This window comes from Streptomyces sp. NPDC001970 (genome assembly GCF_053594115.1).
The window spans coordinates 111,940-133,419 of the sequence record NZ_JBSFDW010000019.1 but is presented as its reverse complement, the minus strand read 5'-3'; the positions used below and the strand labels follow the sequence as shown (position 1 = coordinate 133,419).

Below are 21,480 nucleotides of genomic sequence, written 5' to 3'. Positions count from 1 at the left end.
CGTCGACGCCTGTGGCCGACAAGGCCGACGGCTTCATCCGGCGGCTGTCGCGATCGCGCTACGCGAGTCGGCCGGGACGACCTCGACGGCGAGGACGACGTCCTCGGGCATGAACCATGTCTGCCAGGGCCCGTGTCCGCCTCGACCCGAACGACGAGAACGTCGGGCTCCGGCCGGCTCCGCCGCTCCGGTTCGATCGTCATCGCGAACCGGGGAGCTTCCTCCGAACGTTCGATCACCGGTCGAGGCGGCACCCCGGTGCAGCTCAGGCCCCTCCGCCCTCCGCGATCGCCTCCTCCACCTCCGCCACCCGCTCGGCCTCCTCCGCCGCGAAGCGCTCGCGGTCCAGCTGTTCCGCGAGCTCCTCGTCCTGGCTCATCAGCAGGTCGAGGTTGGAGTCGCCGAGCTCGAAGACACCCATGTCGACGTACGCCTTCTGCAGCCGCTCGCCCCACAGGCCGATGTCCTTCACGCACGGCACGATCCGGCTGAAGAGCAGCTTCCTGAAGAGGTGCAGGAACTCGGACTGCTCCGTGTACTCCTCCGCCTCCTTCCGCGGGATGCCGAAGCCCTCCAGCACCTCCAGCCCCCGGATGCGGTCCCGCATCAGATAGCAGCCCTCGATGACGAACTCCTCGCGCTCGCGCAGCTCCGCGTCCGTCAGCTGTTTGTAGTAGTCGCGCAGCGCCATCCGCCCGAAGGCGACGTGCCGGGCCTCGTCCTGCATGACGTACGCCAGGATCTGTTTGGGCAAGGGCTTTTCGGTCGTGTCGCGGATCATGCCGAACGCGGCCAGGGCGAGCCCTTCGATGAGGACCTGCATACCGAGGTAGGGCATGTCCCAGCGGGAGTCGCGCAGGGTGTCGCCGAGCAGGCCCTGCAGGTTGTCGTTGATCGGGTAGAGCATGCCGATCTTCTCGTGCAGGAAGCGCCCGTAGATCTCGGCGTGCCGGGCCTCGTCCATGGTCTGGGTCGCGGAGTAGAACTTCGCGTCGAGGTCGGGCACGGACTCGACGATCCGTGCCGCGCACACCATCGCGCCCTGCTCGCCGTGCAGGAACTGGCTGAACTGCCAGGAGGAGTAGTGCCGGCGCAGCTCGCCCTTGTCCTTCTCCGTCATCTTCGACCAGTGGCGGGTGCCGTAGAGGCTGAGGGCCTCGTCGGGGGTGCCGAGCGGGTCGTACGGGTCGACCTCGAGGTCCCAGTCGATCCGCTTGGCGCCGTCCCACTGCTTGTCCTTGCCCTTCTGGTAGAGGGCGAGGAGGCGGTCGCGGCCGGCACCATTCTTCTGGCCGACAAACATGGCCTCCCAGCTGAAGCGGGCCGCGCCGGAGGCTGGGACGGACCAGACGGGCTCCCGTGGCGGGTTGGTGTAGTGGTCAAACGTCGACACGAACGGCTCCCTCGCCTCGCACTGACGAACTGACGGTCTGTTGGCAGACTCACACGTTGGTAGACGCCCAGTCAACAAGTCCCGCACAGGGGATTGACGGCGTTACTGACAGCCAGTCTCATAAGTGCCATGACGACTGTGACCCCACGCGATCTCACGCTCCTCCGCGACGCCCTCGGCCCGCTGCGGGACCGCGAACAGGTCGCCGAACGCCTCCTCGAATCCTCGGCCAAGCACTCCTTCGACCCCGAGACGGAGCTCGACTGGGAGGCCCCGATCGAGGAAGGAAAGTGGTTCTGGCCGCCCGAGCTGGTGTCGCTGTACGACACCCCGCTGTGGAAGAAGATGTCCGAGGACCAGCGGATGGATCTGGCCCGGCACGAGGCGGCGTCGCTCGCGTCGCTCGGCATCTGGTTCGAGATCATCCTGATGCAGCTGCTCGTGCGGCACATCTACGACAAGTCCGTGACCAGCAGTCATGTGCGCTACGCACTCACGGAGATCGCGGACGAGTGCCGGCACTCGATGATGTTCGCGAAGATGATCCAGAAGGGTGGCGCCCCGGCGTACCCGGTGCCGCGGCTCTACCACAATCTGGCGCGCGTGCTGAAGACGGTGTCGACGACGCCGGGTTCGTTCGCGGCGACGCTGCTCGGTGAGGAGATCCTCGACTGGATGCAGCGCCTGACCTTCCCCGACGAGCGCGTCCAGACGCTGGTCCGCGGCGTGACCCGCATCCACGTGGTGGAGGAGGCCCGCCATGTGCGCTACGCCCGCGAGGAGCTGCGCCGCCAGATGGTGACCGCGCCCCGGTGGGAGCAGGAGTTCACCCGCCTCAGCTGCGGCGAGGCCGCGCGGGTCTTCTCGGTCTGCTTCGTCAACCCCACGGTGTACGAGAACGTCGGCCTGGACCGGCGGGAGGCGGTCGCCCAGGTGAAGGCGAGCGGCCACCGCCGCGAGGTCATGCAGACCGGCGCGAAGCGCCTCACGGACTTCCTGGACGACATCGGCGTGTTGCGGGGTGCGGGGCGCAGGCTGTGGAAGAGCTCGGGGCTGCTGGCCTGAACCTCGGGGCCACCGGCCCGAGTGCGCGGGCCGCGGCACACCGCCCCCCCGGTGCCCGAGAGCGGCGGTTACGCTGCCCGTATGACCCCGAGTGCTCCCGCGCCGAATCGCGCGTACCGGCGCCTCAGTGTGGAGGAGCGGCGCAGTCAGCTGCTCCGCGCCGCCCTCACCCTGTTCGGGCACCGGGCCCCCGAGGACGTGTCGCTCGACGACGTCGCCGAGGCCGCCGGGGTGTCCCGGCCGCTGGTCTACCGCTACTTCCCCGGCGGAAAGCAGCAGTTGTACGAGGCCGCCCTGCGCAGCTCCGCCGGCGCGCTCGTGCTGTGCTTCGCCGAGCCGCCCGCCGGGCCGCCCACCGAGCGGCTCGGCCGGGTCCTCGACCGCTACCTCGTCTTCGTCGACGAGCACGACGCCGCGTTCAGCGCCCTTCTGCGCGGCGGCAGCGTCGCCGAGACGTCCCGCACCAGCGCGATCGTCGACGAGGTGCGGCGCGCCGCCGCCGAGCAGATCCTGGTCCACCTCGGGGTCCCGGACCCCGGCCCGCGGCTGCGCATGATGGTGCGCACCTGGATCGCCGCGGTGGAGGCGGCCTCGCTGATCTGGCTGGACGAGGACAAGCAGCCGCCTGCCGGCGAACTGCGGGTCTGGCTCGTCGACCATCTGGTCGCCCTGCTCGCCGCGACCGCGGCCTCCGACGAGGAGACCGCGGGCGTCGTCCGGGAGCTACTCGCCCAGGAGACCCCGTCGGGCCCGGTCGGAACGCTCGCCCGGAGGGTGATCCCCGTCGTGGGCGACGCCGGTCACCTCCTGTAGTCGTCGAAGCGCCCCGGGCCCGGCCCGAAGAGACGCGACAGGACGCCTGCGCGAGACTGGGCGGGTGAGAAGCGAGAACACCCCCTTCGTCGGCGGCCCCCTGGACGGCCGGGTCCTGCCCGTCCTCGTCGGCCCCACCGGCAACCCCCCGCAGTGGTACGAGGTTCCGGTGCCGGACGACGCCGGCGGGCCGCCCACCGTGTACGCGTACCGCCGCGTCCCGGCCGGCCACACCAAGCGCCTCGGGCTGCCGCGCGGCTGGCGGTACGAGTACGCACCCGGCGGCCGCGAGCGCCGCACGCTCAACTGGCCCTGGACGAAGCCGAAGCGCGCCGATCGGTAACCGAATAGGATCACCGCGGACGCACCACCAGGGGGGAGCTCGCCGATGGAGCCGCTTCAGCAGGACGATCCGCGCCGCATCGGTCCGTACACGACGCTGTTGCGCTTCCGCGAGACCGCGAGCACCGTCCAGTACGTCGCACACGGCGGCCCCGACGACGCCACCGTCGTCGTCTCCCTTGCCAGGCCCGGGCTCGCCGCGCTTGCGGCGTTCCGGCGCCGCTTCGAGGCGGAGGCGCGCACGGCGGACCGGCTGGCGGGCGGCTGGGTGCCGGCACCGGCCGGCGCTGCCACGGACGGGCCGCAGCTGTGGACCGCGTACGGCTACGTACCCGCCCTCACCCTCGCCGAGGCCATCGCCCTCGCGGGACCGCTGCCGGAGCGCGCCGTTCGGATACTGGGCGCGGGGCTCGCCGAGACCCTCTCCCGGGTCCACGCGACCGGCACCGTGCTGCACGGCCTCACCCCGGAGACCGTCCTGCTGGCGGCCGACGGTCCGCGGCTCGCGGCCTTCGGCGCGCTCGGCGCCGCCGCCCACGCCCAGGCGGGCCCGGGCGGGCGGCTCTCCGTGCGCCTGGCCTCCCTCACCCCGGAGCAGGTCAAGGGCGAACAACCCGGCACCGCATCCGACATCTTCGTCCTGGGCCTGCTCCTCGCCTACGCCGCCACGGGGACGACACCGGTCCTGCCCGACGACGCGTCGCTCGCGGCCCGGTCCCCCGAACTGGGCGGAGTTCCCGAGGAGTTGCGCGATCTGGTGGCCTCGTGCCTCGCCGGGGAACCCGCCTCCCGTCCCACGGCCGGCACGGCCGCGGCCACACTGGCCCTGGAGGGCGCCTCGGCCCTGGCCAAGGACGGCTGGCTCCCGGAGCCCGTGGTGACGGCCCTGGCCGCCCAGACCGCCGCGGTGTCGGCGGCCCGGCCACCCGCGGACACCGGCACCGGACGGAAGACCCTTGCCCTCGGGGCCGTCGGCCTGCGCGTCGGCGACAAGGTCACCGCCGCCCTGGGCATTCCGCGGGCCCGGGTGGGTGGCGCCGCACCTGTGCCGAGCGCGCCCTCGGCCGGTGGCGTGGCGGGCCCGTCCGGCGCCGGGCCCGCGGCGATGCCCGCACCTGCGTCGGCACCGGCGCCCGCAGTCTCCGTCGCTGCCCCCGTCGCCGTCGCGCCCGACCCGGCGGCCGCGCCGAAGTCCGACCTCACCGCCTCCGTGCTGGCCGCCAAGGCCGGCGCCGAGCGGCGGGTGGTGGTCGCCGCAGCCGCGGCCGGTGCCGCCGGGCTGCTGCTCGGCGGGGGCATCGGGGTGGCCGTCGCCGGTGGTGACGCCGAGCCCGCAGCCGCCCCCGCGACCCCCGCGAAGGCCCCCGCGCCCATACCCGGAGTGCCGCCCGCGCCAATCTGGGCGTACGCACACACGGGCAGCGGCCCCTTCGAGACCGCCGTCTGGCGCGACCGGATCCTCGTCATCGGCGACGCGCGCCAGCGCACCGGCGTCGATCTGCGCAGCGGCCGTCGCCTCTGGACGCAGCCGGGAGCGCAGGCCGCGCACCGGCCCTTCCTCGCGGGCGACAGCGTCTTCGTGATCGGCGCGACGAACTTCCTGTGGCTCTCGCCGCAGGACGGCACGGTCCGCCACCGCGTCGCCGCCCCGGCGCACATCACCTCCGTCGCCGCCGCCGACGGACCGGTCGTCTGGTTCACCGGAACCGCGGGCGCGGGCACATATCTCTTCGCGTACGACGCCGTCGCCCGGAAAGAGCTCTGGCGCACCCAGGTCCCGAACGGCCGCGCCCGCGACGCGCTGCCCAAGTACCAGGGCGTCGCCGTGCGCCCCGACGGCATCCTCGTACGGCAGGACGGTGCCTCGCTCACCCCGCAGCAGCGCAAGGCCGACAAGGGCCTCGCGCTGTTCACGGTGTACGACCGGGTCAGTGGAAAGCGCCTTTCGGGCACGTACTTCACCGCCGTGCTGCCGGACACCACCGTCTCCGGCGACACGGCGGGCCGGGTGTACGCGGCGGTCGGCGACGGCCTCCACGCGTTCGACTCGCGCAGTGCGAAGCGCGTGTGGCAGGCCGCCGGAACCGCCGCCCCGGGCGCCACCGGCCGGAACGCCTTCGGCGAGGGCGTCGTCCACGACGGCACGCTCTATGTCGGAACCGCGCACCACCAGCTCCACGCCCTGGACGCGGCGACGGGCACGACCCGCTGGTCCCGGTCCACGGAGGCGGGTGGCGGGGGGCGGCCGCGGGTGCTGCTCTCGTCCGGTGCCCGCACTGCGCTGGCGCTGGAGGCCACTCAGGTCACCGCGTTCCGCACGGCGGACGGCAGCCGCCTGTGGAAGTTCCAGGACGCGGGCGGCACCACGCCCGCGAAGCCCGGCGGCTACCGCGGCGTCGTCGCCGGCCGTACGGCCGTCGTCTGGCGCGACAGCACCCTGTACGCGCTGCCTCTCGACCGCTGAACGGACACCGAGGTCAAGGCCGGCGGCCGGCGCAGGCGTCGCGCGTTCAGGGCTGAGGCCGCTGCCGCGAGCACGGAGCCGACAGGACGCTCGTCGACCGGGCCGCGGTCGACCCTGCCACCTGCCTGCCGAGTTCGTTCGTGTACCGACGCAGGAACACGGACACGCCGTCCCTGTGCAGAGCCGCGCGGTCGACGACAGCATCGAGACGGCCTGTGCCCGCCCTTCGGGTCCTCGCCGTCCAGCAGAGCCTGGAAGCCGTCGTGCGCGGTGACGTGTTTCGCACGTACGCAGCAGGTGGTGCCGTCCGCGCCTCGGGTCCGGAAGAGGATGACGTGACCGGGTGCCCGTCGGCCCAACCTCGCATCACCAGGTAGTAAAAGGTGCATAGTACAAAAAATCACTCTTCCGATGTCACGGAGGCGGAAGCTGTTCGGTCTTAGTGGGCACAGGTCGACTCCACGCCGCCACGCCGGATGATCGTCGACCTCCCGGCTCCCAGAGGGAGTCAGCCAACCCACCGCCAGGAGGAAACTTCATGACCAACCCCCTCGTCGCGATCGCTTACCACTCCGGCTACGGCCACACCACCGTCCTCGCCGAGGCCGTACGTGACGGCGTCACGGAGGCCGGAGCCGTCGCCCACCTGATCAAGGTCGACGAGATCACCGACGAGCAGTGGGAGCTGCTCGACGCCTCCGACGCGATCGTCTTCGGTTCGCCGACCTACATGGGCACGGCTTCCGGCGCCTTCCACCAGTTCGCCGAGACCACCTCCAAGCGCTGGTTCGTCCACTCGTGGAAGGACAAGCTCGCCGCCGGATTCAGCAACTCCGGCGCCAAGAGCGGCGACAAGCTCCACACGCTCCAGTACTTCACTGTCCTGGCGGCCCAGCACGGCATGACCTGGGTCAACCTCGGCCTTCACCCGGGCTGGAACAGCTCCACCGCCTCCGAGGAGGACCTCAACCGCCTCGGCTTCTACCTGGGTGCGGGCGCCCAGACCAACACCGACCACGGCCCCGAGGAAGTCCACAAGGCCGACATAGCCACCGCCGAGCACCTCGGCCGCCGCATCGCCGAGCAGGCCCGCATCTACGCCGCCGGACGCGCGGCCGTCGGCGCCTGATCCAACGGCCGCCCCGTCTGCCCCGCTGCCGCTGAACCCGAAGCCCCACCGGTCGGCGATCACGCCACCGAGGGCGCCGCGTCCGTCGGCAGCACGGCGCCCGGGCCGGGAGTTCACGCAGCCGGTACACCCTCGGGTGTACCGGCTGCTCCACATCCGCACACCTCGTGCACGTCGTGCACCCTTCGACACGGTCCGTATGTGCGGCCCGGCGGCGGTCCCGAGCTCAGCCATCTCATGGCCACGCGGCCACGCCCTGCCGTTTCACGCCTGCGCCAGTCGCCACGCCGCCGCGCTCCCCGATCAGCCCGTCGCGGGTGACGGTGTTGCGCCGAAGCGGTCACCCCGGGCGTTCATCACACAACCGCAGGCGCATCATCGCTCGCGTAACCCCTGTGAGGTGATGACGTGTCAGAAAGCCTGCTTCGTTCGATCTGCACGGCCGCACTCGCCGCCGTCACGGTCTTCGCGGTGACAGCGACACCGGCGGCGGCCGGGCCGGACGACCCGGGCGCCACGGCGGCCCCGGGCGGCTCGGAAGCCTCGAGCGTTCCGGATGAGGAGGGCAAACCCGGCGGCCTGGCCGCCCCTGGCAACCCCGCGGCACGGACCGTCACCGGGCTGCTCGGCCGGCTCCGGGACCTGTACTGGCAGGCGGAGGAGGCCGGCGAGGCGTACTACGCGACCCGGGAGAAGCTCACGGTGCAGCGCGCCGAGACGAAGCGGCTCGGCACCGCACTCGCCGACGCGCGCAACGCGCTCGCCCGCAGCCGCGGCGAGGCGGGCCGGTTTGCCCGCCAGCAGTACCAGGGCGACTCGGAGCTGTCCGTGTACCTCCATCTGCTGTTCGCCCGCAATCCCCGGATCGCCCTGGACCAGGGACACCTCATGGAACGGGCGGCCCGTGACCGGACAGCGACGATCGCCCGTCTGGAGCGCGGCGTGGCCTATGCCGACGGGCTGGCGACACAGGCACGCAAGGCGTTCGATCGCCAGCAGTCGCTGGCCGAGACGCAGCGGGAACAGCGCGCCACCCTGGAAGCGCGTCTGAAGGAGGTGGCAGCTCTGCTTGCGTCCCTCCCTTCGCATCAACTCGCGGGACCGGCCGATCCCGAGCGCACAAGCACCGAGGAACCGCAGCAGCGAGAGGTGCCCGAACCCGGTGCGCCCGACAGCGCCGCCCCTACGCCGCAGTCGCAGGAGAAGGCCGAAGCGCCGGGGTAGGCCGTCGCTCGCATCGTCCGCGCCTCGCCGGACGACCGTGCCGGACAGGCTCGCACGCCGTGTCGGACATACACCCGTCGCACCGCCCCGGACCGGCTGTGGGCGGCCTTCGCCGTGTTCCTGGCCGCGGCGACCGTCGCCTGGGTCGTCGCGGGCCTGACGAGGGCCATGTCGGAGCTGGACGAGACGTGCAACCACGGTTTCGTCGGGCCAGGCGGACCGTTCCGGGGGGAACGCAGCAGCTTCCCTCCGCGCGTGACCTACGTGTACGAGAGCGGCACCACGATCGACACCGTGGGCGTACTGGTGCCGGTGCAGTGGACGTGCGTCGTGGGGATCGCCGCCTGTGGCCTTTTGGCGCTCCTGCGGGAGTTCCCCGACTCTGGCAGGACCGGGAGCGGTCGGCCGCCCGCCTGCGGGGCGTCGCGCTGTGCGCCGGCGCTGCGCTCGCCACGGTGTACGCGTTCGTGCTCCTGCTCACGGGGCTGCCGGGCAGCGATCCGCTGCGGACGTGCGCGGCCACCGGCGCCGGCATCCACCTGCGGGCCCATGAGGTGCAGCGAGACGTGTCTCCCTCGCAGGCGACCTGTGTACGGGGACGGCACCACCCGTGAGGTCGTGCCCGAACGGCTCGGCGTACTGGAGTAGGTCCTGCTCGGCCGCGGTGGCCGCCGCGGGTACGGTCGGGGCCCGGCGGCTCGGCAGCCGGCCACCCGCACCGTGAGCCGGCACGGGCCGTCGCCGGGTCGGACCGAGGCTTCCCCCGGGCGACCGGAAACGGCCCGTGCCGGCTACCGGATCACTGCGCGAAAGCCGGGGCCCCCGTGACCGAGCCCAGGTACGCCGCGGCCTTCTCCGGCTCGTAGAAGTAGTTCTCGAAGTCCGCCGGGTCGTTGAACCCGTTGGCGAACCGGTCCGCCACCGGCTGGAGTTCGCCCGCCGCACCGATCAGGTTGAGGACGTGCTCCGGCGGGACGCCGAGCATCGCGTTGGTCCACTTGGTGACGTGCTGGGCGGTGTCCCAGTAGCGGTCGAAGGTGGACTGCATCCACTCCTCGTCGAACGGCTTGTCGCCGTGCTCCACGATCGACGCGAGGTACGCCGCGGCGCACTTGGACGCCGAGTTGGAGCCCTGGCCGGTGATCGGGTCGTTGGCGACGACGACGTCCGCGACGCCGAGCGCGAGCCCGCCGCCGGGCAGCCGGCCGATGGGGTTGCGCACGGTCGGGGCGTAACGGCCGGCCAGCGTGCCACCCGCGTCCGTCAGCTCGACCTTCGTCGCGCGGGCGTACTCCCAGGGCGTGAACCTCTCCATCAGCTCCAGCGTGAGAGAGAGGTGCTCGGCCGGGTCCTTGACCCCCTGGAAGGCATCGAGCGGGCCCCCGGGAATGCCCTCCCAGAAGAGGATGTCGGCGCGGCCGGAAGTGGTGAGCGTCGGCATGACGAAGAGTTCGCCGACCCCCGGCACCAGGTTGCAGCGGACCGCGTCGTAGTCGGGGTGCTCGGGGCGCGGGCCGAGGCCGTGGACGTAGGCGACGGCAAGGGCGCGCTGCGGCTCGGCGTACGGGGAGCGGGAGGCGTCGCGACCGAACATGGACACCAGCTCGCCCTTGCCGGCGGAGACCAGCACCAGGTCGTACGTACGGGAGAAGTAGTCCAGGTCGGAGACGGCGGCGCCGTGGATGACGAGCTGCCCGCCGCGCTGGGCGAAGGTCTCCATCCAGCCGGCCATCTTGACGCGCTGGTCGACGGACTGGGCGTAGCCGTCGAGCTTGCCGACCCAGTCGATGACCCTCTGGGCTGTGTTTGTCTCAACTGCGAGCGGTCCGGCGACGGAGACGCCGAGGCCCTCGATCTTCGGAGCCTGGGACTCCCAGAAGTTGATCTGGAGGTCGCGCTCGTGCTGCAGCGCCGTGGCGAACATGCACTGCGTGGACATGACCCGGCCGGCCCGGATCTCGTCCGCCGTGCGGTTGGACATCAGGGTGACTTCGTAGCCCTGGGCCTGGAGGCCGAGGGCGAGCTGGAGTCCGGACTGACCGGCGCCGACTATCAGAATCTTCCGCATGGCGGGGCTCTTTCGTTACGGGGCGGGGACTGAACGGGGCTGTTCGGGGGTGACGTCGAGCGCGTGGCGCACGAGCGCGAGCAGCGACTCGACCACCGTGATCCGCTTGCGCGCATCCATGATCACCACCGGGACGTGCGGAGGTACGGCCAGGGCCTCCCGCACGTCCTCGGCCTCGTAGGCCGGTGTCCCCTCGAAGTGGTTGACGGCGACGACGTAGGGCAGCCCGCAGCTCTCGAAGTAGTCGAGCGCCGGGAAGCAGTCCTTCAGCCTCCGCGTGTCCGCCAGCACGACCGCGCCGATCGCGCCGCGCACCAGGTCGTCCCACATGAACCAGAAACGCTGCTGGCCCGGCGTGCCGAAGACGTACAGCACGAGGTCGTCGTCGAGCGTGATCCGGCCGAAGTCCATCGCGACGGTCGTGGTGAGCTTGCCGGGCGTCGCGGTGAGATCGTCGGTCTCCTCGCTCGCCTGGGTCATCAGCGCCTCGGTCTGCAGCGGCACGATCTCGGAGACCGACCCGACGAAGGTCGTCTTGCCCACGCCGAAGCCGCCCGCGACCACGATCTTGGTGGCGATCGGGGCACGGCTGCGGTCGTTCTGCCAGGGCTGTACGTTCTCGTCCTCCACGACGGTGGGGAGGTCAGAGACGACGGAGTCCACTCAGCACCCTTTCGAGCAGCGCGCGGTCGGGACGGCCGTCGCCGTACCCGGTCCCGTACACACGTATCTTTCCTTGGTCCGCCAGGTCGCTGAGCAGCACCCGGACGACCCCCAGCGGCATCTTCAGCAGCGCCGAGATCTCGGCGACCGTACGCATCCGTCGGCAGAGCTCGACGATGGCCCGCATCTCCGGCATGACCCGGGAGGCCAGGTTTCCGTTCGTCAGCTCCTTGCGCTCGTCGGCCGCTTCGAGCGCGGCGACGAACGTCTCGACGAGGAGGACATGGCCGAAGCGGGTGCGGCCGCCTGTGAGCGAGTACGGGCGGACGCGGGCCGGGCGTTTGCCGTCTCCCCGCATGGGAAGCCGGGGGGCGGGCTGGGCGGCGGGCATCACTGGGCGCTCTCCAACGATTTGCGCAGCTCGCTGCGGAGTTCGGGGGTGAGTACGTGTCCGGCGCGACCGACGAAGAGCGCCATGTGGTACGCGACGACGCTCATGTCGACGTCGGCGGTCGCGTGCACACCGAGCAGGGAGCCGTCGCTGATGGACATCACGAAGACGCTGCCTTCCTCCATCGTGACCATGGTCTGCTTGACGCCGCCGCCGTCCATCAGCTTGGCCGCGCCGACGGTGAGGCTGGCGATGCCGGAGACGATGGTGGCGAGGTCGGCGCTGGAGCCGCGCGGGCCGTCCTGGCGTGCGCGGGCGGCGGGAACGGGCGCGGAGTTGTGCGCCGGGTCGGAGGACAGCAGCAGGAGTCCGTCGGACGACACGACGGCGACGGAGCGGACTCCTGGGACCTCCTCCACGACGTTGCCCAACAGCCAGTGAAGGTTGCGGGCCTCGCTGCTCAGCCCGAATGTTCCGGTGGCGGTCAACTGCGTGCCTCCTCGACGGTGTCCCCCGATTCCTCGCTGTGTTCCTGGTCTTCCTGGACTGCGATCCGGATGTTCTGCGTGGTTTCGGCGAGCTCCGCCTCGACATCCCGGCGGCCGTCCTTCGCCCCCTGGTGGAAGCCGCCGAGGCGGCGGCGCAGCGCCTCCGCGTCGACGGTCCTGGTGCCCCCCGCGAGCGGGGTGGCGGGCGCGACGATCTTGGGCGTGCGCTTGGGCAGGCCCTTGTCGGTGACCGGCTCGGCCACGTCAGGACCGCCGGCGTCGCCCGCTTCGTCGGCGCCGTCCACACGGTCGGCACCGTCAACGCCGTCGGCGACCCGCTCGTGGGCGTCGGGCTCGGGCGGGGGGTGCGGGAGGCGGACCTGGAGGGTGGTCTCGGGGGTGGTGGCCGGCTCCGGTGCGGGCGCGGGCTCCAGCACCGGGACGGCCGTCTCCGCGACGGCGGCCGGATCCATGGCGGTGGCCGGCTCCATTGCGGTGGCCGGCTCGGGCTCCGGGCCGTTCCCGGCCTTCGCGTCCGCGTCCGTCCCGGTCGCGGCCTTCCCGGTCTCGGCCATCGCGTCCGTCCTGGCCTCGGTCCCCTCCTCCGCGTCCGCCGCGCGAATGGACTGCTCCGCCGCAGCGATCAGCCGGTCACTCGCGGCCGGGCGGCCCGGCAGCGCGTTGGAGTTGGCCTCGGCGACCGAGCCCGGCAGGTTCAGCATGGGCGCGTCGCCCGGCATGGGCGTCGCCTGGGGCGTGGCGATGGGCGGGGCGGTCGGCAGCAGCGCCTGCGGGACGACGACGACCGCGGCGATCCCGCCCTGCTTCTGCTCGCGCAGCTGTACGCGTACGCCGTGACGACGGGCCAGCAGCGCGGCCACCCGCAGCCCCAGGCCCTCCCCGTCGACGCCGGCGGCGGGCTCCGGGTCGGCGAGCCTGGCGTTGAGTTCCTCGAGCCGGGCGGCGGCCATGCCGATGCCCTCGTCCTGGACGGAGAGCATCACCTCGCCGCTCTCCAGGAGCCAGCCGGACAGCTCGACCTGGGCGTCCGGCGGCGAGAAGGAGGTGGCGTTCTCGAGCAGTTCGGCGACCAGGTGGCTGAGGTCGTCCGCGGCGAACCCGGCGACCTGCGCGTGCGGCGGCAGCGACTGGATGGTGATGCGCTCGTACCGCTCGATCTCACTGACCGCGGCCCGCATGACGTCGACCAGCGGCACCGGGCCCGCGTGAGCGTGCCCGTGCTCGGCGCCCGCGAGCACCAGCAGGTTCTCGCTGTGGCGGCGCATGACGGTGGCCATGTGGTCGAGCTTGAAGAGGGTGGCGAGGCGCTCCGGGTCCTGCTCGCGCTCCTCCAGCTTCTCGATGACGCCGAGCTGGCGCTCGACGAGGCCGAGGGTGCGCAGCGAGAGGTTGACGAAGGTGTGGCCGACGGTCTTCCGCAGCTGCTCCAGCTGCTCGGTCACCTCGGTGACCCGGCCCTGGAGTTCGGCGCGCTGGGTGGCGAGCTCCTCGCGGGTGGCCACCAGGTCGTCGTGCGAGGTGTCCAGCCGGTCGGCGCGCGCGGCGAGGTCGACGAGCTTGCCGTGCAGGGCGTTGAGGGACCGTACGACCTGGGCGAACTCGTCGTTGCGGCCGGTGAAGCGGACCGGCTCCTCGGCCTCGGCGGCGGGCGCGGCGGCGAGCCGGGCCGCGCCTATGCGCAGCACCGCGAGCGGGCGGGTGAGGGTGCGGGCGACGGCCGCGGAGATGCCGACCGCGACGAGCAGGCAGCCGCCGAGCAGGGCGATGCGCAGCTCGAGGGCGGTGACGTCGTCGTCGCGCAGCTGCCCCAGGCGCTCGACCTGGGCGGAGGCGAGCGCGGACTCGACGCCCCGCATCTGCTCGATACGGGCGGAGAGGGAGGACTCGAGCTTCTCGCGGTTGGACTTGAGGTCGCCCTCCGAGAGCTCGGGCTGGTCGGTGAGGCGGGTGAGATAGCCCTCTGCCGTCTTGACGTCGGGGCCGGTGACGGTGGCGCCGAGGCGGTCGCGGGCGTCGCTGCTCGCGGCCTGGTCGAAGTCGGCGAGCGCGGCGAGCTCGCGGACGCGGGCCTGCTGGGCGGCGGCGCTCAGGGCGTTGCGGGCGGCCTCGGTCTCCTTGTCGCCCTCGTCCTCGACGGGCAGCCCGGTGATGGGGTCGTAGGAGGGGCCGTCGTCCGACGGTTCCGGGACGGAGAGTGCGGCGATCAGCAGTCCGCGGCCCGCCGATGCCTGCTCGACGGCGAGGCCGAGAGCGGCGGGCGCCCGCGTGCCTCCCCCGGACTCCGTCCCGGGGGACATCCAGGCGCGGGCCGGGGTCCTCTCGGCGAGTTCGTCGGCGAGCGCGTGCAGCGTGGCGATGATGTCGGTGTACGCCTTGTACGCCTCGAGAGCGGTGCCCTTGCCGCCGAGCGCGGTGCGCCGGACGGACGGCACGGTGGCGAGGCCCCGGGTCAGATCGGCGTGGTCGGCCGGGAGGTTGCCGCGGATCTCGTCGATCTGGCGGTCGACACGGGCGCTGCGGCTGGCGGAGACCGCCCGGCGGTTCTTCTTGGGGCCCGTCTGGTCGTCGCGGCCCGCGGCGATGTACGCGGTGACCTCGTCACGCTCGTCGGCGATGGAGTGCGCGAGGGTGACGGCCTGCCGGTTGAGTTCGGCGAGGGTGACGAGCTGCTGGGACTCGGCCAGTTCGTCCGAGGCGGCGAGGACGGCCGGGGCCCCCGCGGCGACGACGGTCAGCGAGACGGCCGCGACGCCGGCGACGAGCCTGCTGCGCACCCGCACGGAACGACCGCCGGGCACGAGGCCCTCGTGTCCCGTGCCGGTGGAGGCCGGTCCGGCCGGGGAGGTCCCTGTGGGGCTTCCCGCGGGGGTCACGGGCGTCGACGCCTCCCGCCCCGAAGACGCCGTACCGGGCATTCCGCCCTTGCCCCGAGGCCGCTTCTTCTGCACCGGTGCTCACATTCTCGACTCGTCCGCCCATGAAGCAGAGGTGACGGCCGGTCACAACACGAGAACGCCCTCCCACCCCTGGTACGGCCTACGACCATTCCAGCGCTGCTGAGAGGGGGACGCGCATCGGCCACTCCGCCACCCGAACGAGTGAACAACACTCAGGAGTTGGTCAACAACTCGTCCAGGGGCCCACTCCAGCCGCGCCCGGGACACGGGCTGGAACTTCGGCGCGGGCTTTGGCAGGATGCCCGCCCGCAGCCCGTCGGAGTCGATCATTCCGACCAAAAGCCGCTGGTCGCCCTGGTGGTGCAGGCCAATTTTGCGTTCTGGCGGGCTTCGTGAAGGAGTCGTGGTGGCTCGGGCAGACTGGGGATCATGCGTTTCGCACTCGCTACCGAGCCGGGCGATCCCGAACGCCCCAACGAGGACTGGGCGTCCGTCGCGCTCCCCGCGTCCGGCCAGGGCGGTTGCCTGGTGGCCCTGGACGGGGTGACTCCTCCCAGGGGAGACGACGGATGTGTGCACGGGGTGCCGTGGTTCACCGCCCGGCTCGGTGGCGCATTGATCGAACTGTCCGGTTCGCGGTGGGATATGCCGCTGACCGAGGTTCTGGCGTTGTCCATCCGGCGCACCGCGGATGCCCACCGCGACACCTGTGAGCTTTCTCACGTGCGTACGCCGCAGGCGACGGTCGTCGTCGCACGCTGGGACGAGGAGTGGATCGAGCAGCTCGTCCTCTCCGACTCGACCCTGCTGCTGGAGTCGCCGGACGGGTCCGTGCGGGCCCTTCTCGACGACCGGCTGGACCGGATCCCGCGGGAGATCCTGCGGTCACTGAGCGCGACCGACGCCCTGCGCAACGAGGAGGGCGGCTTCTTCACGGCGGCCGCGGACCCGGCGGTGGCGGAGCGCGCGGTCACGGACCGTACGCCACGGGCGGACGTACGGGCGGTGGCGGCGCTCACCGACGGCGCGTCCCGCTGGACCGACCTCTTCGAGGAGGGCGGCTGGGCGGACCTCATGGGTCTGCTCGACAAGGAGGGGCCGCACGGGCTGATCGAGCGGGTGCGGGCGCTGGAGCGCGCGGACGCGGCCCGGGGCGGCGCGCGGCGCTGGAAGAAGCACGACGACGCGACGGCGGTGTACGCGCGGCTCGAGGGACCCTGAGGGTCCCGGAGAGGCCTGGGCGACCCCTGGGAGCTCGGGGGCTCTCGGGCCATGGGGCGTGACGGGCCCGGGGTTCGAAGGTCCTACAGGCCCTCCGCCCGCGTGTTGAGCTGGTGGAGCAGCCGCGCGAGTTCGGCGACCTCACCGCGGTCCCAGTCGGCGAGCTTCCGTACGTACCGCTCGCGCCGTGCGTTCCGTACACGGCGGAAGCGGGCGAGCCCCTCGTCGGTGAGCCGGACGAGCGAGGCGCGCCCGTCGGCCGGGTCGGGCTCGCGGGCCACGAGGCCGAGCTCCTCCAGCGCGCGGAGCTGCCGGCTCATGGTCGCCTTGCCGACGCCGAAGAAGGCCGCGAGGTCGGTGGCGCGCTGCCGGCCGCACTCCTCCAGGCGTACGAACAGTCCATAGGCCGCGGGCTCCAGTTCCGGGTGGACCTCACGGGCCATCTCGCCGGAGCTCGCACGGGCGCGGCGCAGAAAGACGGCCAACTCGCGCTCCAGGGCGAGGTACTCCTGGAATTCGTGGTGCACACCACTTCCTCCCGTGGGCTCCTCTTCACTCCCCGTACCGCTTACGTGCACGTCAGCACCCTTCGCGCGCTTTCCCGACGATGAAAGATTCTTTCGGCGGCGGCCGTTGCCGCAGCTCGTCCAGTATTTCGCAGGCGTAGACCAACGGCAGGGACCGGCCCCTCTTCCGCCGACGGATCTCCGTGCACAGCGCCCCCCGCGGCGGAGCCCACCCCGCCCCTTCCCGAACCGGGACTCCGACCCAGCCGCGGTTGCGGGGGCTCCGCCCCCGAACCCCCAGGGCCGGGCGCAATCCCCCCTGCGGGGAACCCCCCAGCGCGGGGCCGAGTTTTCGGGGCTCCGCCCCGGACGCCGTCCCCTACGCCTTGGCGGGCGCGGGGGCTGGGCGCTCCACCGGAGCCCGTCCGGCGCTTGAGGACGGACACACCGGCCCACCACACGGCACCCGTCGCGCACGCCCAGCCCGTCCGGCGCTTGAGGACGGACACCCGGGCCGCCCGGCCGGGACCGGAAACCCCCGCGTCCCCCGCGCGCAGGGCGCACGGGGGACGCGGGGGACGCGGGGGACGCGGGGGCAGGAGCCCCCGGGAGGCTAGGCCGCCGCCGGGACCGGGACCTCCGCCGGGGAGAGGGCGATCTCCAGGACCTGGCGGACGTCCGTCACCGGGTGGACGTCCAGCTTGTCCAGGACCTCCGCCGGGACGTCGTCCAGGTCCGCCTCGTTCCGCTTGGGGATCACGACGGTCGTGATCCCGGCCCGGTGCGCGGCCAGAAGCTTCTGCTTCAGGCCGCCGATCGGCAGCACCCTCCCGGTCAGCGACACCTCACCGGTCATCGCCACATCCGTGCGGACCTGCCGCCCGGACAGCAGCGACGCCAGCGCCGTCGTCATCGTGATGCCCGCGCTCGGGCCGTCCTTCGGCACCGCGCCCGCCGGGAAGTGGATGTGCACACCCCGGTCCTTGAGGTCGGCGACCGGCAGCTCCAGCTCAGCACCGTGCGAGCGGAGGAAGCTCAGCGCGATCTGCGCGGACTCCTTCATGACGTCACCCAGCTGACCGGTCAGGGTCAGCCCCGCCGCGCCCGTCTCCGGGTCGGCCAGCGACGCCTCGACGTACAGGACGTCGCCGCCCGCGCCGGTCACCGCGAGCCCGGTCGCCACGCCGGGCACGGCCGTCCGGCGCTCGGCCGGGTCCTGGGCGGACTCGGGCACGTGGTGCGGCCGGCCGATCAGCCCGCGCAGATCGCCCGCACCGACGGCGAACGGCAGCTCCCGGTCGTCCAGTTCGTGCTGGGCGGCCACCTTCCGCAGCAGCCTCGCGACCGCCCGCTCCAGGTTCCGTACGCCCGCCTCACGGGTGTACTCGCCCGCCAGCTTGCGCAGCGCGGACTCCTCGATGGTGACCTCGCCGTCGGCCAGCCCCGCCCGCTCCAGCTGGCGCGGGAGCAGGTGGTCGCGGGCGATGACGACCTTCTCGTCCTCGGTGTAGCCGTCGAGCCTGACCAGCTCCATCCGGTCGAGCAGGGCCTCCGGGATGGCCTCCAGGACGTTCGCCGTGGCCAGGAAGACCACGTCGGACAGGTCGAGCTCGACCTCCAGGTAGTGGTCGCGGAACGTGTGGTTCTGCGCCGGGTCGAGGACCTCCAGCAGCGCCGCCGCCGGGTCGCCGCGGAAGTCGGAGCCGACCTTGTCGATCTCGTCGAGCAGGACCACCGGGTTCATCGACCCGGCCTCCTTGATGGCGCGGACGACACGGCCGGGCAGCGCGCCGACGTACGTACGCCGGTGGCCGCGGATCTCCGCCTCGTCCCGTACGCCGCCGAGCGCGACGCGGACGAACTTCCGCCCCATCGCGTGCGCGACGGACTCGCCGAGCGAGGTCTTGCCCACGCCGGGCGGGCCGACGAGCGCGAGAACCGCGCCCCCGCGCCGCCCGCCGACCACGCCCAGCCCCCGGTCGGCGCGCCGCTTGCGCACCGCCAGGTACTCGGTGATCCGTTCCTTCACGTCGTCCAGGCCCGCGTGCTCGGCGTCCAGGACCGCTTTCGCGCCCTGGATGTCGTACGCGTCTTCCGTGCGCTCGTTCCACGGCAGTTCGAGGACGGTGTCGAGCCAGGTGCGGATCCAGGAGCCCTCCGGGCTCTGGTCGCTGGAACGCTCCAGCTTCTCGACCTCCTTGAGGGCCGCCTCGCGGACCTTCTCCGGGAGGTCGGCCGCCTCGACCCGGGCACGGTAGTCGTCGGACTCGTCGCCCTCGGACTCACCGTTGAGCTCGCGCAGCTCCTTGCGCACGGCCTCGAGCTGGCGGCGCAGCAGGAACTCGCGCTGCTGCTTGTCGACTCCCTCCTGGACGTCCTTGGCGATGGACTCGGCGACGTCCTGCTCCGCGAGGTGCTCGCGGAGCTGTTCGGTGGCGAGCTTGAGCCGGGCGACCGGGTCGCTGATCTCCAGCAGCTCCACCTTCTGGGCGGTGGTCAGGAACGGCGAGTAGCCGGAGTTGTCGGCGAGGGCCGAGACGTCGTCGATCTGCTGGACGCGGTCGACGATCTGCCAGGCTCCGCGCTTCTTCAGCCAGTCGGTGGCGAGTGCCTTGTACTCCTTGACGAGCTCGGTGACGTGCCCGGGCAGCGGGTCCGGCACGGTCTCGTCGACGCCGGTGCCCTCCACCCAGAGGGCGGCGCCCGGTCCGGTCGTACCCGCGCCGATGCGCACCCGGCTGCGGCCGCGGATCAGGGCACCCGGGTCGCCGTCCGAGAGCCGGCCGACCTGCTCGACGGTGCCGAGCACGCCGGTCGCGGCGTACGTCCCGTCGATGCGCGGCACGAGCAGCACCCTCGGCTTGCCCGGCTGTGACCGAGCGGCGGCCTGGGCGGCCTCCACCGCGGCCCGTACGTCGGCGTCGGACAGGTCGAGCGGTACCACCATCCCGGGCAGCACGACCTCGTCGTCGAGCGGCAGCACAGGCAGAGTGAGCGGTGTGGACGTCGAAGCCATGATCTCCCCTTCGGCAGTCAAGTTGAGCTATGCCGACTCAATGCAGAAGGGCGACGAGATGTTCCCCGGGCGATGTTCGCTGTGAGCGATCACGCGTACCGTCTCCCGTGAGCAGCCGATGTAATAAGCGCATGACAGATGCATCCCTTACGAACACGCTACGCGCCTGGGTGGACGGCTGGGTCGTGTCGCGAGGTGCGGCGGAGCCCGTCGCCGAGCCCTGGGGCTTCACGATCGACGTCGGGCTGCCTCTGCACACCACCCGCCACGTCCTCACCGACGGCAGTGAGTCGGCGGTCCGCAAGGTCGCCGGGACGGCCCGGACGCCCGGCTGCTGGCTCAAGGTGTTCGAGGATCCGGAGAAGGTCCTGGACCTGCTCGGGCCCGACTGGACTCCCGACGAGCCCGGGTTCCTGATGACGGCGGAGCTCCGCCGCGAGGAGCCCGGCGCCGGACCGGCAGGGCACCGGCTGCGGACGTGGACGCACGGGGGTGTGACGAAGGCCCTGGTCACGACGGACGACGGGGCGTTCGCCGCCCGCGGGCAGATCGCGCGGGGCGGACCGGCGCGACCCGCGGTCGTCGATCAGATCGAGACCGCCCCGGAGCACCGGCGCAAGGGCCTCGGCAGCCTGGTGATGCGTACGCTCCAGAACGCCGCGGTCGAGGAAGGCGCCACGACCGGCGTGCTGGGCGGGACGCCCGACGGGCGGGCGCTGTACGAGGCGCTGGGGTGGCGGGTGGTCGCGCCGCTGGTCAGCGTGTACTACGACCCCAAGGCACCCTGACGCACCCGTGCCCACCGGCGCACGGCCGGCATGCTCAGCACTCCCGCCAGGAGCGCCAGCGGGTGGCCCCAGTCGGTGAGCGGGTCCTCGTACGCCAGGAGGTCGCCCAGCAGCACGGCCGACACCCATCCGACGAGCACGGTCCGTGCCATCGGTGTGAGGAGCCCGGCCAGCGCGCCGACGCAGGTCAGGAGGCCGAAGCTGATCCCGTAGTCGAGGCGGTGCAGAGAGGTTTCGGGCAGCTGCCCGGCCATGACGGAGAGTCCGACCGGGATCTCGGTCGCGAGGGTCGCCGCCACATGCCCGCCCAGGAAGACGGCGGCCGTGCGCCAGGCCCCGATCCGCCGCTCCAGGGCGGTGAGGACGAGCACGAATCCGACGGCGTACGCGGAGGTCGGCCCGCCCGCGACCCACAGGGCGCTGGCGACGAGCACGAGCAGCGGGGTCGAGGCGAGGTGGGCGACATCGGTGCTGAAGCCACGGAGCAGGGCGGAGACGGTGGCCGGATCGCCGTACTCCGCGTACACCGACGTCACGACGAGGACGCACCCGTACCAGAAGGTGAACGGCGTCCCGGTCGGGGTGGGGAGGAGACGAGCGAGCCGCCGCCACGGGGTGGGGCGTGACGGCGCGGACGTTCCGTCGCCTGCAGGCGGCGACAGAGGCGGGACCACGGGCGAGGACGAACAGGGGGTCCGCCGGCGCGGGATGCCGCCCAGCAGGCCGGAACCGGCCGTCCCGACGGGCTCGTCCGGCGCGTCCGGCCCATCCGGCCCATCCGGCGCGTCCGGCGCGTCCGGCGCGTCCGGCCCATCCGGCCCATCCGGCGCGTCCGGCGCGTCCGGCGCGTCCGGCCCACCCAACTCGTCCGACTCGAGCCGCTGCACCGCGTGAGGCTCCTTCGATCGACGCCTTCGACCCCGCCCAGCCAACGCGATCACCGCTCGCCCCGTCCATGGTCCGCGCCACACCGGGCAGCCCGCACGCCCGT

The 21,480-nt window shown here is 72.5% G+C and carries 18 protein-coding genes; 8 read left to right on the top strand and 10 right to left on the bottom strand.

Translation table 11 applies throughout. From position 1 onward, the window contains the following. Nucleotides 1–265 precede the first annotated feature (265 nt). Nucleotides 266–1,393: a ferritin-like domain-containing protein gene (locus ACWCP0_RS23160; protein ID WP_451080711.1), complete on the bottom strand. Its 1,128-nt coding sequence runs from the start codon at nt 1,391–1,393 to the stop codon at nt 266–268. A gap of 129 nt (nt 1,394–1,522) precedes the next feature. Between ACWCP0_RS23160 and ACWCP0_RS23155 the strand changes: the two genes are divergently transcribed. The 6 genes from ACWCP0_RS23155 (at nt 1,523) to ACWCP0_RS23130 (ending at nt 8,430) form a co-directional block, all read left to right on the top strand. Further along, nucleotides 1,523–2,458 (top strand): AurF N-oxygenase family protein, encoded by a 936-nt coding sequence (locus tag ACWCP0_RS23155; protein ID WP_451080710.1) that lies wholly within the window; start codon nt 1,523–1,525, stop codon nt 2,456–2,458. Between the two features lie 81 nt (nt 2,459–2,539). Continuing rightward, the gene (locus ACWCP0_RS23150; RefSeq protein WP_451080709.1) at nt 2,540–3,271 is read left to right on the top strand and encodes a TetR/AcrR family transcriptional regulator; all 732 of its coding nucleotides are present in this window, start codon (nt 2,540–2,542) and stop codon (nt 3,269–3,271) included. Between the two features lie 64 nt (nt 3,272–3,335). Beyond that, complete coding sequence (locus tag ACWCP0_RS23145; RefSeq protein WP_451080708.1) at nt 3,336–3,614, top strand: hypothetical protein; 279 nt, start codon at nt 3,336–3,338, stop codon at nt 3,612–3,614. Between the two features lie 45 nt (nt 3,615–3,659). Beyond that, the gene (locus ACWCP0_RS23140) at nt 3,660–6,077 is read left to right on the top strand and encodes an outer membrane protein assembly factor BamB family protein (protein ID WP_451080707.1); all 2,418 of its coding nucleotides are present in this window, start codon (nt 3,660–3,662) and stop codon (nt 6,075–6,077) included. A gap of 538 nt (nt 6,078–6,615) precedes the next feature. Further along, a complete protein-coding gene (locus ACWCP0_RS23135; protein ID WP_451080706.1) occupies nt 6,616–7,206 on the top strand; it encodes a flavodoxin family protein in 591 nt (196 codons plus the stop codon). A gap of 408 nt (nt 7,207–7,614) precedes the next feature. Next, nucleotides 7,615–8,430: a hypothetical protein gene (locus ACWCP0_RS23130; RefSeq protein ID WP_451080705.1), complete on the top strand. Its 816-nt coding sequence runs from the start codon at nt 7,615–7,617 to the stop codon at nt 8,428–8,430. 260 nt (nt 8,431–8,690) lie between these two features. Here the strand turns inward: ACWCP0_RS23130 and ACWCP0_RS23125 are convergent, their stop codons facing one another. From ACWCP0_RS23125 to ACWCP0_RS23100, 6 genes are all read right to left on the bottom strand, one after another. Next, nucleotides 8,691–8,981: a hypothetical protein gene (locus ACWCP0_RS23125; RefSeq protein ID WP_451080704.1), complete on the bottom strand. Its 291-nt coding sequence runs from the start codon at nt 8,979–8,981 to the stop codon at nt 8,691–8,693. Nucleotides 8,982–9,229: 248 nt separating this feature from the next. After that, on the bottom strand, nt 9,230–10,498 hold the full coding sequence (locus ACWCP0_RS23120) for a styrene monooxygenase/indole monooxygenase family protein (protein ID WP_451080703.1): 1,269 nt from the start codon (nt 10,496–10,498) through the stop codon (nt 9,230–9,232). A 15-nt stretch (nt 10,499–10,513) separates the two neighbouring features. Then, entirely contained in the window at nt 10,514–11,161 is a 648-nt protein-coding gene (locus ACWCP0_RS23115) for a GTP-binding protein (RefSeq protein ID WP_451080702.1), read from the bottom strand. Beyond that, nucleotides 11,142–11,552: a DUF742 domain-containing protein gene (locus ACWCP0_RS23110; protein WP_451080701.1), complete on the bottom strand. Its 411-nt coding sequence runs from the start codon at nt 11,550–11,552 to the stop codon at nt 11,142–11,144. Before ACWCP0_RS23110 ends, ACWCP0_RS23115 begins: the two co-directional genes overlap by 20 nt. After that, nucleotides 11,552–12,040 (bottom strand): roadblock/LC7 domain-containing protein, encoded by a 489-nt coding sequence (locus tag ACWCP0_RS23105; protein ID WP_451080700.1) that lies wholly within the window; start codon nt 12,038–12,040, stop codon nt 11,552–11,554. The genes ACWCP0_RS23110 and ACWCP0_RS23105 overlap by 1 nt, the downstream gene beginning before the upstream one ends. Further along, on the bottom strand, nt 12,037–15,009 hold the full coding sequence (locus ACWCP0_RS23100) for a nitrate- and nitrite sensing domain-containing protein (RefSeq protein ID WP_451080699.1): 2,973 nt from the start codon (nt 15,007–15,009) through the stop codon (nt 12,037–12,039). Before ACWCP0_RS23100 ends, ACWCP0_RS23105 begins: the two co-directional genes overlap by 4 nt. A 378-nt stretch (nt 15,010–15,387) precedes the next feature. On the opposite strand from ACWCP0_RS23100, the gene ACWCP0_RS23095 reads away from it, so the two are divergent. Further along, nucleotides 15,388–16,179, top strand: a complete 792-nt coding sequence (locus ACWCP0_RS23095) for a hypothetical protein (protein WP_451080698.1) — start codon at nt 15,388–15,390, stop codon at nt 16,177–16,179. An 83-nt stretch (nt 16,180–16,262) separates the two neighbouring features. On the opposite strand, the gene ACWCP0_RS23090 is transcribed toward ACWCP0_RS23095, so the two are convergent. After that, nucleotides 16,263–16,757, bottom strand: coding sequence for a MarR family winged helix-turn-helix transcriptional regulator (locus ACWCP0_RS23090; RefSeq protein WP_451080697.1), 495 nt, complete (start codon nt 16,755–16,757; stop codon nt 16,263–16,265). 541 nt (nt 16,758–17,298) lie between these two features. After that, nucleotides 17,299–19,701, bottom strand: a complete 2,403-nt coding sequence (lon, locus tag ACWCP0_RS23085) for an endopeptidase La (protein ID WP_451080696.1) — start codon at nt 19,699–19,701, stop codon at nt 17,299–17,301. Nucleotides 19,702–19,832: 131 nt separating this feature from the next. Between lon and ACWCP0_RS23080 the strand changes: the two genes are divergently transcribed. Beyond that, nucleotides 19,833–20,489, top strand: coding sequence for a GNAT family N-acetyltransferase (locus ACWCP0_RS23080; RefSeq protein ID WP_451080695.1), 657 nt, complete (start codon nt 19,833–19,835; stop codon nt 20,487–20,489). On the opposite strand, the gene ACWCP0_RS23075 is transcribed toward ACWCP0_RS23080, so the two are convergent. Then, a complete protein-coding gene (locus ACWCP0_RS23075; RefSeq protein WP_451080694.1) occupies nt 20,468–21,376 on the bottom strand; it encodes a rhomboid-like protein in 909 nt (302 codons plus the stop codon). The genes ACWCP0_RS23080 and ACWCP0_RS23075 overlap by 22 nt on opposite strands. Nucleotides 21,377–21,480: the final 104 nt, after the last annotated feature.